14 protein-coding genes are annotated in these 15465 nt (G+C 72.6%); 6 read left to right on the forward strand and 8 right to left on the reverse strand.

The annotated features are described in order from the left end of the window. Positions 1-33: 33 nt before the first annotated feature. The 4 genes from IE124_RS23420 to IE124_RS23435 are packed head-to-tail and all read right to left on the reverse strand — an operon-like array spanning position 34 to position 4409. Complete coding sequence (locus IE124_RS23420; protein WP_189509902.1) at positions 34-813, reverse strand: CDP-alcohol phosphatidyltransferase family protein; 780 nt, start codon at positions 811-813, stop codon at positions 34-36. Beyond that, positions 791-1852 carry an iron-containing alcohol dehydrogenase family protein gene (locus IE124_RS23425; RefSeq protein ID WP_189509903.1) on the reverse strand — a complete coding sequence of 354 codons (1062 nt, stop codon included), beginning with the start codon at positions 1850-1852 and terminating at the stop codon, positions 791-793. The genes IE124_RS23420 and IE124_RS23425 overlap by 23 nt, the downstream gene beginning before the upstream one ends. Continuing rightward, complete coding sequence (locus IE124_RS23430; protein WP_141298927.1) at positions 1840-2592, reverse strand: phosphocholine cytidylyltransferase family protein; 753 nt, start codon at positions 2590-2592, stop codon at positions 1840-1842. The genes IE124_RS23425 and IE124_RS23430 overlap by 13 nt, the downstream gene beginning before the upstream one ends. Continuing rightward, positions 2589-4409 (reverse strand): DUF5941 domain-containing protein, encoded by a 1821-nt coding sequence (locus IE124_RS23435; RefSeq protein WP_189509981.1) that lies wholly within the window; start codon positions 4407-4409, stop codon positions 2589-2591. Before IE124_RS23435 ends, IE124_RS23430 begins: the two co-directional genes overlap by 4 nt. Positions 4410-4821: 412 nt before the next feature. Here IE124_RS23435 and IE124_RS23440 point away from each other — a divergent pair, with 412 nt between their 5' ends. The 3 genes from IE124_RS23440 (at position 4822) to idi (ending at position 7997) form a co-directional block, all read left to right on the forward strand. Further along, complete coding sequence (locus tag IE124_RS23440) at positions 4822-5763, forward strand: cation diffusion facilitator family transporter (protein ID WP_189509904.1); 942 nt, start codon at positions 4822-4824, stop codon at positions 5761-5763. A 198-nt stretch (positions 5764-5961) separates the two neighbouring features. Beyond that, positions 5962-7224, forward strand: coding sequence for a bifunctional class I SAM-dependent methyltransferase/N-acetyltransferase (locus tag IE124_RS23445; RefSeq protein WP_189509905.1), 1263 nt, complete (start codon positions 5962-5964; stop codon positions 7222-7224). A gap of 152 nt (positions 7225-7376) precedes the next feature. After that, a complete protein-coding gene (gene idi / locus IE124_RS23450) occupies positions 7377-7997 on the forward strand; it encodes an isopentenyl-diphosphate Delta-isomerase (protein WP_189509906.1) in 621 nt (206 codons plus the stop codon). On the opposite strand, the gene IE124_RS23455 is transcribed toward idi, so the two are convergent. Both IE124_RS23455 and IE124_RS23460 read right to left on the reverse strand, forming a co-directional pair. Then, positions 7963-8484 (reverse strand): ATP-binding protein, encoded by a 522-nt coding sequence (locus tag IE124_RS23455; protein WP_229832771.1) that lies wholly within the window; start codon positions 8482-8484, stop codon positions 7963-7965. The two genes, idi and IE124_RS23455, sit on opposite strands and share 35 nt — an antisense overlap. A gap of 130 nt (positions 8485-8614) precedes the next feature. Next, positions 8615-9307 carry an HdeD family acid-resistance protein gene (locus IE124_RS23460; protein WP_189509908.1) on the reverse strand — a complete coding sequence of 231 codons (693 nt, stop codon included), beginning with the start codon at positions 9305-9307 and terminating at the stop codon, positions 8615-8617. 66 nt (positions 9308-9373) lie between these two features. On the opposite strand from IE124_RS23460, the gene IE124_RS23465 reads away from it, so the two are divergent. Further along, complete coding sequence (locus IE124_RS23465; protein ID WP_189509909.1) at positions 9374-10117, forward strand: enoyl-CoA hydratase/isomerase family protein; 744 nt, start codon at positions 9374-9376, stop codon at positions 10115-10117. 15 nt (positions 10118-10132) lie between these two features. Here IE124_RS23465 and IE124_RS23470 read toward each other — a convergent pair whose 3' ends face one another. Beyond that, positions 10133-10777, reverse strand: a complete 645-nt coding sequence (locus IE124_RS23470) for a DJ-1/PfpI family protein (protein WP_189509910.1) — start codon at positions 10775-10777, stop codon at positions 10133-10135. A gap of 72 nt (positions 10778-10849) precedes the next feature. Next, entirely contained in the window at positions 10850-11821 is a 972-nt protein-coding gene (locus IE124_RS23475) for a GlxA family transcriptional regulator (RefSeq protein WP_189509911.1), read from the reverse strand. 140 nt (positions 11822-11961) lie between these two features. On the opposite strand from IE124_RS23475, the gene IE124_RS23480 reads away from it, so the two are divergent. Together IE124_RS23480 and IE124_RS23485 are read left to right on the forward strand one after the other, a co-directional pair. Further along, the gene (locus IE124_RS23480; protein WP_189509912.1) at positions 11962-12828 is read left to right on the forward strand and encodes an SCO6745 family protein; all 867 of its coding nucleotides are present in this window, start codon (positions 11962-11964) and stop codon (positions 12826-12828) included. Positions 12829-12946: 118 nt separating this feature from the next. Further along, the gene (locus IE124_RS23485; protein WP_189509913.1) at positions 12947-15403 is read left to right on the forward strand and encodes a Tex family protein; all 2457 of its coding nucleotides are present in this window, start codon (positions 12947-12949) and stop codon (positions 15401-15403) included. Positions 15404-15465 lie beyond the last annotated feature (62 nt).

A 15465-nucleotide genomic window follows, 5' to 3' on the forward strand; every position in this document is an offset into this window, starting at 1 on the left:
CTCCCACCTTGAGCGGAGAACTCACGGCCGGCCTCACTTCAGCCTGCTGGAGACCAGGATCGACACCAGGTGCAGCACGGTCTGGAGCAGCGCGATGCCGCAGAGGACCGCGACACCGAGCCGGGAGAAGAAGAGGTCGCCCCGCATCTGGTCCGCGACCGCGAGGACCAGGATCAGGAAGGAGGCCTCGATCCCCAGGATCAGCCGGTGGAACTTGAGCGCGGCGGCGGCCCTGCGGGCCAGCGCCATGCCGGAGGAGCGCGGCTCGGAGGCCGACTCCTTGACCGGCGGGAGTCCGCCCTGGTGCCGGGCGACGCCGACGAGGTCGGTCTCGGCCTTGATCAGGATCGCACCGAGGGCGGCCAGGGTGCCGAGGAAGGCCCACAGCCAGTCGACGCGGCCCGAGCCCCACAGGTCGGCGGCGCGCAGGCCGAAGCCGACGAGGACCGCCGCGTCGCACAGGTACGCGCCGACCCGGTCCAGCCAGACGCCCTGCAGCGAGAACTGCTGCTTCCAGCGGGCCACCTCGCCGTCGACGCAGTCGAGCAACAGGTAGAGCTGGACCATCAGGACGCCGAGGACGGCGCCCGCGATGCCCGGCACGAGCAGCGCCGGGGCAGCGAGCACGCCACAGACGGTCATCAGGTAGGTCAGCTGGTTGGGGGTGACCTTCGTGGTCACGAGCCGCCGGGTGATGCGGAGGGAGATCTCCCGCATGTACAGGCGGCCACCCCAGTGCTCACCGCTCCGCCGGTCCTTCACACCCGGGGGGTGGACGACCGGGCGGAGCTCAGCTACCGATGGCTTTTGCATAGTCGGCGTACGCGTCCCTGATCTCGTCGTCGGACAGGTCGAGGTGTTCCAGGATGGTGAAGCGGCCCGGCCGGGTCTGCGGGGCGAAGGACACCGCCTGGACGAACTCGTCCACGGTGAAGCCCATCTCCTCCGGCAGCACGGGCAGCCCGTGCCTGCGCAGGGTCTCGACCATCTGGGCGGAGCCCTCGGGGGCACCGCGCAGGTGCATGGCGAAGGCCGCGCCGAGACCGCACTGCTCGCCGTGGCTCGCGGCCCGGGTCGGGAAGAGCAGGTCGAAGGCGTGGCTGATCTCGTGGCAGGCGCCCGAGGAGGGACGGCTGTCCCCGCTGATCGACATGGCGATGCCGGACATCACCAGGCCCTCGGAGAGCGTGACGAGGAAGTCGTCGTCGCCGACCCCGCCGGGGTGGCGGAGCACGGCCTCGCCGGCGCTTCGGGCCATCGCGGCCGCGAGGCCGTCGACGGGCTCCCCGTTCACCTGGTGGGACAGCTCCCAGTCGGCGAGGGCGGAGATGTTGGAGATCGCGTCGCCGATGCCGGAGCGCACGAAGCGGATCGGCGCGTCCCTGATCACGTCCAGGTCGATGACGAGGGCGATCGGGGTGGGCACACCGTACGAACCCCGGCCGTTGTCGTTGTCCAGGGTCGAGATCGGGGAGCAGATCCCGTCGTGCGACAGGTTGGTGGCGATGGCCACCAGCGGCAGGCCGACACGGGCCGCCGCGTACTTCGTCACGTCGATGATCTTGCCGCCGCCGAGGGCGACCACGGCGTCGTACCGCTTGCCGCGCATGGCGTCGGCGAGCTTCACGGCCTCGTCGATGGTGCCGCCGGAGACCGGGTACCAGTCCGCGCCCGGCAGTTCGGGCGCGAACTGGTCACGCAGCTTCAGGCCCGAACCGCCGCTGATGGCCACGGCGATCTTGCCGTTGCTGGAGATCCGCTGGTCCGCCAGGAGCGCGGAGAGGTCCTCCAGCGCTCCTCGGCGGATGTCGACGACGACCGGCGACGGGATCAGCCGGGTCAGTACTGGCACGCGATCTCACGGCCCTTCGCGAGGTCGTCGTGGTTGTCGATCTCGACCCACTTGACGTCACCGATGGGCTCGACGTCGACGGTGAAGCCGCGGTTGACGAGCTCCTGGTAGCCGTCCTCGTAGTAGAGGTCGGGGTCGCGCTCGAAGGTGGCCTTGAGGGCGTCGGCGAGCTCCTCGGCCGCCTCGGCCTCGATGAGGGTGACACCGATGTACTCGCCGGTGGCGGTGGCCGGGTCCATGAGCTTGGTGATGCGCTGGACGCCCTTGCCCTCCTCGACGATGACCTTCATCTCCTCGTCGGCGAGCTTCTTCACCGTGTCGAGGGCGAGGATGATCTTCTGGCCCTTGCCGCGGGCGGCGAGGAGGGTCTTCTCGACGGAGACCGGGTGGACCGTGTCGCCGTTGGCGAGGATCACACCGCGCTTGAGGACCTCACGGGCGCACCACAGGGAGTAGGCGTTGTTCCACTCCTCGGCCTTGTCGTTGTCGACGAGGGTGATCTTGAGGCCGTACTTGGCCTCCAGGGCGTCCTTGCGGTCGTAGACGGCTTCCTTGCGGTAGCCGACGACGATCGCGACCTCGGTGAGGCCGATCTCGGCGAAGTTCTTCAGTGTCCCGTCGAGGATGGTCAGCTCGTTCTCGGTGCCCTCGCCGGACACGGGCACGAGGGCCTTCGGAAGCGTCTCGGTGTAAGGGCGCAGACGGCGTCCGGCACCGGCTGCCAGTACGAGGCCGATCATGCTGTTTCTCCTTCGTCGTGAACGGCGGGTGCTCCGGAGGAGACCCAGAAACGGATGGACTCCACGAGCACCACGAGCGCGACGGCGACCGCGAGGGCGGTCAGTGCCAGGGTGAAGTCGTCACCGCGGTCCGCCAGGAGGGCGGCGAGAGCGACCACGAGGAGCGTGCGCCCCTCGTGTCCGCCGGTGAGGCGCACCAGCCACGCGGGCGGCGCGCCGGTGCCACCGCGTATGCGGTAGACCGTGTCGTAGTGATGGTAGGCGACCGCCGCGACCAGGCCGAACGCCGCCGGAAGGGCGTGCGCGGAGTCGGACCGGGCGGCGAGCACCAGGACGGTGGTGTACTCGGCCGCGCGGAAGAGCGGGGGCACGAGCCAGTCGAGGGCGCCCTTGAGGGGGCGGGCGACGGCCGCGCCGGCGAGGACCGCGTAGCCGATGGCGGCGATCACGGTCTGCCGGTCGCCGAACGGCCGGTCGAGCACGGCGAAGAGCAGCCCGCCGGTCGCGACGGCGGCGAAGACGACCCCGGCGCCGCGGGCGCCCGGGCGGCCGAGGACGCGGGCCACCAGGCCGGCCAGGGGGCCGGAGTCCGCGAGGTCGGCGAGCGCCTGGGCGGCCCGGTCGGTCCTCTTCGCCTTACGGGTCAGGGAGCGCAGGACCCGGCCGGCGGTGGTGTAGCAGGCGGCGAACGCGCAGCCGACGAGCAGCGCCCAGAAGACGATCCGGGGGCTGGTGGCGGCGGTGAGGACGGCGATCATCGCCCAGCGCTCGCCGATCGGCAGGATGATTATGCGGCGGGCCCAGACGGTCCAGCCGACGCTGTCGAGCCGGCCGGAGAGGGCCGCGGTGGCGCTCTTGCCCGCCGTCGAGTCGTAGGTGGCCTCGTAGAAGGCGAAGTCCACGACGTGCCGGCAGGTCATGAGGACCATGGCGCCGAGCGCGAGGGCCCACACGTCGTCGCCGTTGCGGGCGGCGCCGAGGGCGAGGCCCGCGTAGAAGGCGTACTCCTTGGCGCGGTCGAAGGTCGCGTCGAGCCAGGCGCCCAGCGTCGAGTACTGCAGCGAGTAGCGGGCGAGCTGCCCGTCGGTGCAGTCGAGGACGAAGGAGACGAGGAGGAGGACGCCGGCGGCGACGTAGCCGCCGCGCTCACCGGTCGCCGCGCAGCCGGCCGCGAGCAGCGCGGTGAGCAGCGAGGCGGTGGTGACCTGGTTGGGGGTCAGGCCGCGGCGCGCGCACCAGCGGGCGATGTAGCGCGAGTACGGGCTGATGAAGAAGGTGGTGAAGAAGCCGTCCTGGGCCTTGACGGCCGAGCGGAGGCGTACGGCTTCCTCGTCGACGGCCTCGACGGCGGCGCGCGCCTCGCGGCGGGCCTCGGCGTCGGTGGGCACGGTGGCGACGAGGGTGCCGAGCTGGGGGCGGTGCACGGCGACGCCCTCGGCGTCGAGCGCGTCGGCGAGGGTGCCGGTCAGATCGGCGGCGGGGCCGTCGGTGCCGGCGGCTCCCGCGGGCACGGTCACGGCCGCGGCGGCGGTCAGGGCGCGGCTGAGCGCGGGGCGGGCCTCGCTCTGCGCGGTGAGCGCGCCGGGCACGGCCTCGGCCGGGAACCGGGGGTCGGTGAGGGCGAGGCGCAGGGCGTGGAGGTGACCGACGAACCGGGGGTCGACGAGCGCGACGCGCTCGCCCGCCGGGACGGATGCCAGCAGGGTGCCGGTCTCCTCGGTGCCGGTGGCGATCCGGACGTCGAAGCCGAGCGACCGCAGATCAGCGTCGAGCGAGGATCCGGGTGCCGGCGGGCCGGTGAGGATGGCGGTCGACAGACGAACTCACTCCTTGGAGCTGACGAGGGGCCTGCGGGCCGTGGCGGCCCGGGGCGCGGCGGTGCGGCCCGGCGCCGGGCGGCGGCACGTCGGCTGAGGCTATCGGATGAACGGAGCGTGAGTTCACCGAGGCTTCGCGGGCAGGACTCCCCCGGGCCCACCCGCGGCCTCGCGGGTGCGAGAGGCAGTGGGGAGATCGGCCCGGGCGGCTGGTGGCCCGGGCCGGGGGTCCCTGGCGGCGCCTGCCGTGCGGGGCCCCCGCCGACCAGTTCCCGCCATGGCCGGTCCTGATGACATCACCGCAGGTCAGAGCATATGACAACGGTGTTCAGTACCGTGTTGCACATACCCCCCACCCGTAGTTCACTTGCCACTTGGGGCAGACGGAACGACTCGACCGGGAGGCCATCTCATGGGGGCTGGACACGACCACGGACACAGCCACGGCGGGGCCCCTCCCACGGGCACCGCGGGGGCCGCGTACAAGAACCGACTGCGGATCGCGCTCGGCATCACGCTCTCCGTGATGGTGATCGAGATCATCGGCGGTGTGGTCGCCGACTCGCTCGCGCTGATCGCCGACGCGGCCCACATGGCGACGGACGCCGTCGGCCTCGCGATGGCTCTGCTCGCGATCCACTTCGCGAACCGGCCGCCGAGCGGCAACCGCACCTTCGGTTTCGCCCGGGCCGAGATCCTGGCGGCGCTGGCCAACTGTCTGCTGCTGCTCGTCGTCGGCGGTTACGTGCTGTACGAGGCGATCCAGCGGTTCGTGGAGCCGGCCGAGACCAAGGGCGGACTGACCATCGCCTTCGCCGTGGTCGGCCTCGTGGCGAACATGATCTCCCTCTCGCTGCTCGCCCGCGGCCAGAAGGACAGCCTCAACGTGCGCGGGGCCTATCTGGAGGTGCTCGCGGACGCGCTCGGCTCGGTGACGGTGATCGTCGCGGCCGGCATCATCCTGGCCACCGGCTGGCAGTACGCCGACCCGATCGCCTCGATCGTGATCGGCCTGATGATCGTGCCCCGCACGATCAAGCTGCTGCGCGAGACGCTGGAAGTGCTCCTGGAGGCGGCGCCCAAGGGCGTCGACATGGCGGAGGTACGGGCCCACATCCTGGCCCTGCCGGGCGTCGAGGACGTCCACGACCTGCACGCCTGGACGATCACCTCGGGCATGCCGGTGCTCTCCGCCCACGTGGTCGTGGACCAGGGCGCGCTGGACTCGGTCGGGCACGAGAAGATGCTGCACGACCTCCAGGGGTGCCTCGGCTCCCACTTCGACGTGGAGCACTGCACCTTCCAGCTGGAGCCGGCCGGCCACGCACAGCACGAGGCGAAGCTCTGCCTCTGAGACACCCGCCCTGTTAGGCTCGTCGGACGTGCACGTGTGGAGAGGAGCTGAGGTTGATGACCGTCGCGATGGAGGCTGCCCAGTGCGGCAGCGCCCGGTCCAGCTTCAGCTCCCGGGTCACCGGCTGACCTGATCCCGGTCTTCCCACCGGTACGTCACGTCGTCGGCCGGGGCCCTCTCACACAAGGGTTTCCCACGTTGTCCGACAACGCATTGCACGACGCCTTCTTCGCCCTGCACCACGGTCTTCCGCGGCAGGGCCCGGGCTCCGACTCCACCACCCGACGTCTCCTCGCGCTCGCGGGGAGGCTTCCGGAGCGTCCGCGCGTGCTCGACCTGGGCTGCGGCCCGGGTCGCTCCGCGCTGCTCCTGGCCGCCGAGGCGAACGCCGAGGTGACCGCCGTCGACACCCACGAGCCGTTCCTCGCCGAACTGCGCGAGACCGCGGCCGCCCACGGGCTCGACGGCTCGATCCGCACCCTGCGCGCCGACATGGGCGCGCTGCCCTTCCCGGACGGTTCCTTCGACCTCGTCTGGGCCGAGAGCTCGGTCTTCGTCCTCGGCTTCGACCGGGCGCTCGCCGAGTGGCGCAGGCTGCTCGCCCCCGGAGGCACGCTGGTCCTCACCGAGTGCGTCTGGACCACCGAGGAGCCGGGCCCGGCGGCCCGCGCCTTCTGGGAGGAGCACTACCCGCTCCGTACCGTCACCGGGAACGCGGCGGCGGCGGTCGGGGCCGGCTACCACGTCCTGGGGACCGTCCCGCAGCCGGAGAGCGACTGGGACGAGTACTACGTCCCGCTCGCCGCGCACGCCGACGCGGCCGACACCACCGTGCCCGGCATGGCGGAGGCCGTGGCCGGCGCGCGCGCCGAGATCGCGCTGCGGCGCGAGCACGGCTCCGACTACGGCTACACCGGCTTCGTCCTGAAGCCGGCCGATCCGCGCTGGCGCCTCCGCGAGGAGGCCGCCGAGGACGCTCCGACGGTGCGTCGGGTCGTCTCGACGGCCTTCGGGTCGGTGGACGCCCCCTCGGAGACGGAGGCCGATCTGGTCGACGGCCTCCGGCTGGACGCCGACGCCTGGCTGCCCGGTCTGTCGTACGTGGCCCAGGCCCCGGACGGCACGATCGCGGCACACGCCCTGATCACCCGCTGCCGGGTGGGCGGCGCCCCTGCGGCGGCGCTCGCGCCGGTCTCGGTGGCACCGGCGTACCAGCGGACGGGGGCCGGACAGGCCGTCGTCCGGGCGGTGCTCGACGCGGCCCGGCTCCGCGGAGAGTCCCTCGTCCTCGTCCTGGGACACGCGGAGTACTACCCACGGTTCGGGTTCGTACGGGCGTCCGAGTATGGAATCAAGCCAGGTTTCGAGGTTCCGGACGAGGTCATGATGGCGCTCGTGCTGGACGGTTCCGTGCCCGTCCCCTCGGGCACGATCGTCTATCCGGCGGCTTTCGGGGTCTGACGTCCTTCTGAAGGTCCCTCCGCTCCCGCCGCGCCGGCGTACTCCGGTGCGGTGGGAGCGGCGACGTCCGGCCGACGAAGTGGGGACAAGCCGCTTTTGTACGGCAGACTGGGGTTGCCCCACCGGGCCGAGGACCGAAGCGAAGGACGGGTATGCCGACCACACCAGCCACAGCGGCTCAGATCTCGCCGGAGATCACGTCGAACGGCGTCCAGCCGTCGGGAGCCCCGGCGCCGATCATGCTCGAACTGGTCGACGAGGACGGGACCACCATCGGCACGGCGGAGAAGCTCGCCGCCCACCAGGCACCGGGCCTGCTGCACCGCGCCTTCTCGGTCTTCCTCTTCGACGAGTCCGGCCGGCTGCTGCTCCAGCGCCGGGCGCTCGGCAAGTACCACTCCCCCGGCGTCTGGTCGAACACCTGCTGCGGCCACCCCTACCCGGGCGAGGCTCCCTTCGCGGCGGCCGCCCGGCGGACCTTCGAGGAGCTCGGCGTCTCGCCGACGCTGCTCGCCGAGGCGGGCACCGTCCGCTACAACCACCCGGACCCGGCCTCGGGTCTGGTGGAGCAGGAGTTCAACCACCTCTTCGTGGGCCTGGTGCAGGCCGAGCCGGAGCCGGACCCGGAGGAGATCGAGGACACGGCCTTCGTGACCGCAGCCGAGCTGGCCGAGCGGCACGCCGCCGCGCCGTTCTCCGCCTGGTTCATGACGGTGCTCGACGCGGCGCGTCCGGCCGTCAGGGAGCTGACGGGTCCGTCCGGGGGCTGGTGACCATCGGCAGGTGAGCTGCGCCCCCTGGCCCCGGTGCCATCGGAGCCAGGGGCAGTGCCGCCCAGATGATCTTGCCGCCGCTCGCCGTGTGCTCCACGTCGCAGGCTCCGCCGGCCTCCTGGGCGACCTCCCGGACCAGGAGCAGTCCGCGCCCCCCGGTCTGCCCGTAGTCCGCCTCCAGCGCCTTGGGGCGGTACGGGTGGTTGTCCTCGACGGACACCCGGATCCACTCGGGGCCGATCGCGACTTCCACCGCTATCTCCGGCGACAGCAGCGCCGCGTGCCGCACGGCGTTGGTGACCAGCTCGGAGACGATCAGCAGCAGGCCGTCCATGATCTCCTCATGGACAGGGACTCCCTGGCGGACCAACAGGTCGCGTACGGCGTGCCGGGCCTGCGGGACGGAGACGTCGACCGCGGGTGCGGTGAAGCGCCAGACTCCTTCGTAGGACGGTGACCGGGTGGGTACACCCCCGTGGGTGTCCACGGTACGGTTCCCACCCTCGTGCTCGATTCTCGCCACGGATCGAGTCTTGGCAATGCGCGCGGGCGGACCGGCCTACTGACCAGAAGTCGACACTTATCGGCCACCTTCTGATCGGGTGGGTATGCCAACGTCAGTTTTTCGACTGATCGTGTGCGCTTTCTGAAGGCCCCGGATCCGACGGCTCCGCCGGGGCGGCCGGCGCCGGTTCCGGTTCCGCCGGCGGCGGCGTCACCATACCGACGATGCGCCTGCCGCCGACGCCGATCGCGATCAGGCCGAGGCCGTCGAAGAGCAGTGCCAGCGAGAAGAAGACGCCGAGGACGTACCGGCTGCTCTCAGGCCAGTCGAAGAGGACGAGCAGTCCGAGCAGCAGGCCGAACGCTCCCTGGAGCAGGGTCCAGCCGAACTGCGGGCCGCGCACCACCACGCTGCCGACGAGCCGGAAGAGGCCGCCGGTGAGGAAGAGCAGCGCGGCGAACATCGTCAGGGCCTCCGCCGAGCCCTCCGGGTGACGGATCACCACGACTCCGGCCGCGATGTTCAGCGCGGCCACCACGACGGCGAGCCAGAAGTAGCTCGTGCCCCGCGACTGGATGGCGTGGAGCAGGCCCACGACGCCGCCGATCAGCAGCAGCCAGCCGAAGAGCAGCATCGAGGTGAGGGTGGCGAGGCCCGTGTAGACCAGGCCGACGACACCGCCGAGGACGAGCAGGGCGCCGAGCACGGCGAGCCAGCTGAAGTCGCGGCGGAGCCGCTTCCCCTCACGCCGCATGTCCCCGACGGGGTCCGGGCCGGCGTGCGTCTCGCGTGCGTCCTTCGCCATGTGGTGCCTCCTCGGGGCGCCCCCTTCCTGATCGTACGTTCGGGTAGGGCGGATAGCATCCGGCCCATGGAGCCGCAGCTGAAGGACAGCGTCACCGACGGGATCGCCACCGTCGTCATCGCCAACCCCGCCAAGCGCAACGCGATGAGCGCCGCCATGTGGCGCGCGCTGCCCGGTGTGCTGGACCGGCTGGCCGCCGACCGCGCGGTCCGGGCCCTGGTCCTGACCGGCGAGGGCGACACCTTCTGCGCCGGGGCGGACATCTCGACGCTGCGCGAGCCCGGTGACGAGCAGCAGAGCCTCGCGGTGCGGGCCGAGGAGGCCCTCGCAGCCTTCCCGAAGCCGACGCTCGCGGCCGTCCGGGGCTTCTGCGTCGGCGGCGGCAGCCAGCTGGCCGCCGCCTGCGACCTGCGCTTCGCCGAGGAGGGGGCCCGCTTCGGGATCACCCCTTCGAAGCTCGGCATCGTCTACCCGTCCTCGTCGACCCGCAGGCTGACCGCCCTCGTGGGCCCGTCGACCGCCAAGTACCTGCTGTTCTCCGGCGAGCTGATGGACACCGAGCGGGCGCTGCGGACCGGGTTCGTGGACGAGGTCCACCCGGCGGGCGAACTGGACAAGCGGGTGGGCGAGTTCGCCCGGGTCCTCGTCTCCCGCTCGCTGCTGACCCAGGCCGCGGCCAAGGAGTTCGCCGACGGGCACACCGACCGGGACGCCCACTGGGCGGAGCAGGCACGCGGCAGCGGCGACACCGCGGAGGGGGTCGCCGCCTTCCTGGAGCGCCGGGCACCCCGCTTCACGTACGGGGTCTGAGCCCGCGAGCGGGTCTCAGCCCTCCTTGACGAGGTCCCTGGTGTCCGTGCCCCGCCAGTGCGCGACGATCGCTGCCGGGGCCTTCTCGGGGGATCCCGCGTCGTAGGGGGGCTGGGGGTCGTACTCGGTGAGCAGCTGGATCGTCTGGGCGACCTCGTCGCCGGCGATCCGGCCGAGCAGGTGCAGTGCCATGTCGATGCCGGAGGAGACCCCGGCGGCCGTGACGTACTTGCCGTCGAAGACGACCCGCTCACCAGTGGGCTCGACGCCCTGGGCGCGCAGTTCGTCGAAGGCGAGCCAGTGGGTGGTCGCCCGGCGGCCGTCGAGCAGGCCGGCCGCGGCGAGGATCAGCGAGCCGGTGCACACCGAGGTGGTCCAGGTGCTCGTGGCGTCGGCTGCGCGCAGCCACTCCAGGGTCTCCTGGTCGTGCATGGCCACGCGCGCGTCGGGTCCCCCGGGGACCAGCACGATGTCCGGGCTCGGGACCTCGGCGAGGCTCTTGTCGGCGACGAGGGCCAGGCTGCCCTGGTCGTTTCGGACCGGCCCGGCCTCCTTGGCCACGAAGACGGTCTCGGCTCCGGGGAGACGGGCGAGGAGCTCGTACGGCCCGACGGCGTCGAGCGTGGTGAAGCGGTCGTAGAGCAGGACGGCGATCTGCACGGTGGTGCCTTTCGTGTCGGTCGGTGGTATCGGTGGGTGGTGTCCGTCGGTGGTGTCGGTGGGTCGCGGCGGTCAGGTGACCGGTATGTGGAAGCGGCGGCGGTACTCCGCCGGGGCGGTGCCGAGCGCCTTGACGAAGGCCCGGCGCATCGCCTCGGGGGTGCCGTAGCCGGAGGCGCGGGAGACCTCCTCGACGCCGCGTGAGGTCTCCTCCAGGAGGCGGCGGGCGTGTTCGAGCCGGACCAGGTCGACGTAGCGGCCCGGCGTCGTGCCGGTCTCGGCCTGGAAGGCGCGGGCGAAGTGGCGGGGCGAGAGCCGGGCGCGGGCGGCGAGGGCCTCGACGGAGAGGTCGCCGCCGGGGTGCTCGGTGATCCACTGCTGGAGGTCGCGCAGCGGCTCCCGGTGGGCGGTCTGGGCGGACAGCTGGACGCTGAACTGGGCCTGGTTGCCCGGGCGGCGCAGGAAGACGACCAGATGGCGGGCGACGGTGAGGGCGACGTCCCGGCCGAGGTCCTCCTCGACCAGGGCGAGCGCGAGGTCGATGCCGGCGGTGACGCCGGCGGAGGTGGAGAGGCGGCCGTCCCGGACGAAGATGGGGTGCGGGTCCACGTCGACCTCCGGATAGCGGCGGGCGAGGTGGTCGCAGGCGATCCAGTGGGTCGTCACCCGGTGCCCGTCGAGGAGTCCGGCCTCGGCGAGGAGCAGCGCCCCGGTGCAGACGGAGACCAGGCGTCCGGCCCGCGGGGCGTGCGTGCGCAGCCAGTCGACGAGGGCCGGGTCGGGCGTCCGGGTCCCCTCGCCGCCCGGGACGACGAGGGTGTGCGGCGGGCCGTCGGCGACCGCCTCTTCGAGGGTGGTGTCGGGGAGCAGGCGCAGTCCGCTCTGGGTGCGGACCGGCCCGCCGTCGAGGGAGGCGGTCCGGAGGGGGTACGCGGCCGGGTCGCCGGCGGCGCGGCCGGCACCGGCGAACACCTCGAAGGGGCCGGTGACGTCGAGGCTCTGCACGTCGTCGAAGAGGACGACGAGAACGGGTCGCTGCGTCATGACTCCATCCTTGGCCGCCCCGGTGGCGTCCGCAACGACGTGGATCCCACCTTTCCTGCCATCGGGCGGCAGGCCTTCTCCTCGGTCCCCACCGGTCCTCGCTGTTCCCGTCGTACCGACCAGTCGGTAACCTTCGGTCCATGACGACTGCCCTGCCGCCGCGCGCCGGACGCCGCTGCCACAACGCCCTCAACCCGCTGCACTCCACGCTCTACTTCTCGCCCGACCTGGACCGCGAGTTCAGCGCCCTCGGCTTCACCGACCAGAGCGCGATGCGGCTCGCCGCGCGGAGCGCCGCGCTCGGCGCGGTGGGCGCGGGCACGGTCGCCGCGACCTTCTACAACTACAACCACGAGCTGCTCGCCCGGCACCTCCCCGCGGTCTGGGACATCGCCTCCCCCGCCGACGTCCTGGCCGCGCGGCTGCGGACCGTCGACGCGACCCTGCGCCGGCTCCTGGGCGAGGACACCGTCTCCTCCCCGGAGATGGCCGAGGCCGCGATGCTGGCCCTGCGCGCCACGGAGGCCTGCACCCGGCACGCCCGGCCGCTCTACTCGGCCCACGCCGACCTGTCGGTGCCGGAGGCCCCGCATCTCGCCTACTGGTACGCCGCCACCCTGCTGCGCGAGCACCGGGGCGACGGCCACCTCGCGGCGCTGCTCACCGTCGGACTCGACCCCGTCGAGGCCCTCGTCTCGCACACGGCCACCGGCAAGGGCATGGCCCCGCGCTGGGTGCTCGGCTCGCGCGGCTGGAAGCGCGCCGACTGGGAGGGGGCAACGGAGCGGCTCCGCGGGCGGGGGCTCCTCGACGCCGAGGGCGAGCTCACCGAGGCGGGTACGGCGCTCCGCGACGAGCTGGAGGAGCGGACCGACCGGCTGGACTCCGCCCCGTACGAGCATCTCGGCGCGGCCGGGGTCGAGCGGCTCACCGAGCTGGGGCGCGGCTTCCTGGTGACGGCGGCGGTCGCCGGCGCCTTCCCCGCGGACCTCGTCGGCAAGGGCTGACGAGCGCCCGACGAGGGCGCGGGGACGCGCGCGGGACGGGTCGGTTGCCGCATCCGGGTGACCGACCCGGCACAATGCACTCGCAAGCTTGAGGCACGAGAAGGCGAGTCGGGACACCGTGACGACGTCCATCGAAGCAAGGATCGCCGAGGAGCTCGGCGTACGCGAGCGACAGGTGAAGGCGGCCGTCGAGCTGCTCGACGGCGGTTCGACCGTGCCGTTCATCGCGCGCTACCGCAAGGAAGCGACCGAGATGCTCGACGACGCGCAGCTCCGCACCCTGGAGGAGCGGCTGCGCTATCTGCGCGAGCTGGAGGACCGCCGGGCGGCGATCCTCGACTCGGTACGCGAGCAGGGCAAGCTGACGGAGGAGCTGGAGGCCCGCATCCGGGCCGCCGACACCAAGGCGCGCCTGGAGGACATCTACCTGCCCTTCAAGCCGAAGCGCAGGACGAAGGCCCAGATCGCCCGCGAGGCCGGTCTGACCCCGCTGGCGGAGGGGCTGCTCAGCGACCCGTCGGTGGAGCCGACGGCCGCCGCGGCCGCCTTCGTGGACGCCGGCAAGGGCGTCGCGGACGCCTCCGCCGCCCTGGAGGGCGCGCGGGCGATCCTCACCGAGAAGTTCTCCGAGGACGCCGACCTCATCGGCGAGCTGCGCGAGCGCATGTGGAGCCGGGGCCGGCTGGCCGCCAAGGTCCGCGAGGGTCAGGAGGAGGCGGGGTCGAAGTTCGCCGACTACTTCGACTTCGCCGAGCCGTTCACCGCACTGCCCTCGCACCGGGTGCTCGCCATGCTGCGCGGCGAGAAGGAGGACGTGCTCAGCCTGGACCTCGAACCGGAGGAGCCCTCCGAGACGCCCGGCCCGTCCTCGTACGAGGGGATCGTCGCGCACCGCTTCGGCGTGGCCGACCGGGGACGCCCCGGCGACAAGTGGCTCCAGGACACGGTCCGCTGGGCCTGGCGGACCCGGATCCTGGTCCACCTCGGGATCGACCTGCGGCTGCGGCTGCGGACGGCCGCCGAGGACGAGGCCGTCCGCGTCTTCGCGGCGAACCTCCGCGACCTGCTGCTGGCCGCGCCGGCCGGCACACGGGCGACCCTCGGCCTCGACCCCGGCTTCCGTACGGGCGTGAAGGTCGCCGTCGTCGACGCGACCGGCAAGGTCGTGGCCACCGACACGATCTACCCGCACGTCCCCGCCAACAAATGGGACCAGGCGCTCGACAGGCTGGCACGCCTCGCGAAGCAGCACGCGGTCGAGCTGGTCGCGATCGGCAACGGCACGGCTTCCCGGGAGACCGACAAGCTCGCGGCCGAACTGCTCGCCAAGCACCCCGAGTTGAACCTGACGAAGGTGATGGTCTCGGAGGCCGGCGCTTCGGTCTACTCCGCCTCCGCCTTCGGCTCCCAGGAACTCCCCGACCTCGACGTGTCGTTGCGCGGCGCCGTCTCGATCGCGCGGCGGCTCCAGGACCCGCTGGCGGAGCTCGTGAAGATCGACCCGAAGTCGATCGGCGTCGGCCAGTACCAGCACGACCTGGCCGAGGTGAAGCTCTCGCGCTCGCTGGACGCCGTGGTCGAGGACTGTGTGAACGGCGTCGGCGTAGACGTCAACACCGCTTCCACGCCGCTGCTTTCGCGGGTCTCCGGCATCAGCGCGGGCCTCGCGGAGAACATCGTCGCGCACCGCGACGCCAACGGCCCCTTCCGCTCCCGCAAGGCGCTGAAGGACGTGGCCCGGCTCGGCCCGAAGGCGTACGAGCAGTGCGCGGGCTTCCTGCGCATCCGGGGCGGCGACGATCCGCTCGACTCCTCGTCCGTGCACCCCGAGGCCTACCCGGTGGTGCGCCGGATGGCGAAGTCGACCGGCGGCCAGGTCGCGGCGCTGATCGGCGACACGGGCACGCTGCGCTCGCTGCGCGCCGGCGACTTCGTCGACGAGACCTTCGGTCTCCCGACGGTGACGGACATCCTGCGCGAGCTGGAGAAGCCCGGCCGCGACCCCCGCCCGGCGTTCAAGACGGCCACCTTCAAGGAGGGCGTCGAGAAGATCGGCGACCTGGCCTCGGGGATGGTCCTGGAGGGGGTCGTCACGAACGTGGCCGCCTTCGGGGCGTTCGTCGACATCGGTGTGCACCAGGACGGCCTGGTGCACGTCTCCGCGATGTCGAGGACCTTCGTCAAGGACCCGCGCGATGTCGTGAAGCCCGGTGACGTGGTCAAGGTCAAGGTCATGGACGTGGACATCCCGCGCAAGCGGATCTCCCTGACCCTGCGCCTGGACGACGAGGCGGGCGCGGACGCGCAGGCCGGCGCGCCCAGGCGTGGCGAGCGGGGCGAGCGGGGCGAGCGGGGCGGTGACCGAGCCGACCGGGGCGGCCGTCCGCCGCAGCAGCGGCAGGGCGGCGCAGCCGGTGGCGGCGCCGGCGGCGGTGGCCGCCGGAGCGAGCGCGGCGGCCGGGACGACCGGGGCGGTCGCGACCGCTCGTCGGCCCCCGCACCGGGCAACAGCGCGATGGCGGACGCCCTGCGCAAGGCCGGTCTCCTGGGCGAGGGCGGCGGCAAGCGCAAGTAGGGCCCGTCCCGCCCGAGGGAACGACAGAGGCCGCGACCCCTCCGGGTCGCGGCCTCACGTCG

This window comes from Streptomyces narbonensis, from assembly GCF_014649015.1.
Taxonomy (GTDB): domain Bacteria; phylum Actinomycetota; class Actinomycetes; order Streptomycetales; family Streptomycetaceae; genus Streptomyces; species Streptomyces narbonensis.

Coding starts and splice junctions, on each gene's coding strand:
- IE124_RS23420 (WP_189509902.1), bottom strand. CDS start 813: ATGCAAAAGCCATCGGTAGCTGAGCTCCGCCCGGTCGTCCACCCCCCG.
- IE124_RS23430 (WP_141298927.1), bottom strand. CDS start 2,592: ATGATCGGCCTCGTACTGGCAGCCGGTGCCGGACGCCGTCTGCGCCCT.
- IE124_RS23440 (WP_189509904.1), top strand. CDS start 4,822: ATGGGGGCTGGACACGACCACGGACACAGCCACGGCGGGGCCCCTCCC.
- idi (WP_189509906.1), top strand. CDS start 7,377: ATGCCGACCACACCAGCCACAGCGGCTCAGATCTCGCCGGAGATCACG.
- IE124_RS23460 (WP_189509908.1), bottom strand. CDS start 9,307: ATGGCGAAGGACGCACGCGAGACGCACGCCGGCCCGGACCCCGTCGGG.
- IE124_RS23465 (WP_189509909.1), top strand. CDS start 9,374: ATGGAGCCGCAGCTGAAGGACAGCGTCACCGACGGGATCGCCACCGTC.
- IE124_RS23475 (WP_189509911.1), bottom strand. CDS start 11,821: ATGACGCAGCGACCCGTTCTCGTCGTCCTCTTCGACGACGTGCAGAGC.
- IE124_RS23480 (WP_189509912.1), top strand. CDS start 11,962: ATGACGACTGCCCTGCCGCCGCGCGCCGGACGCCGCTGCCACAACGCC.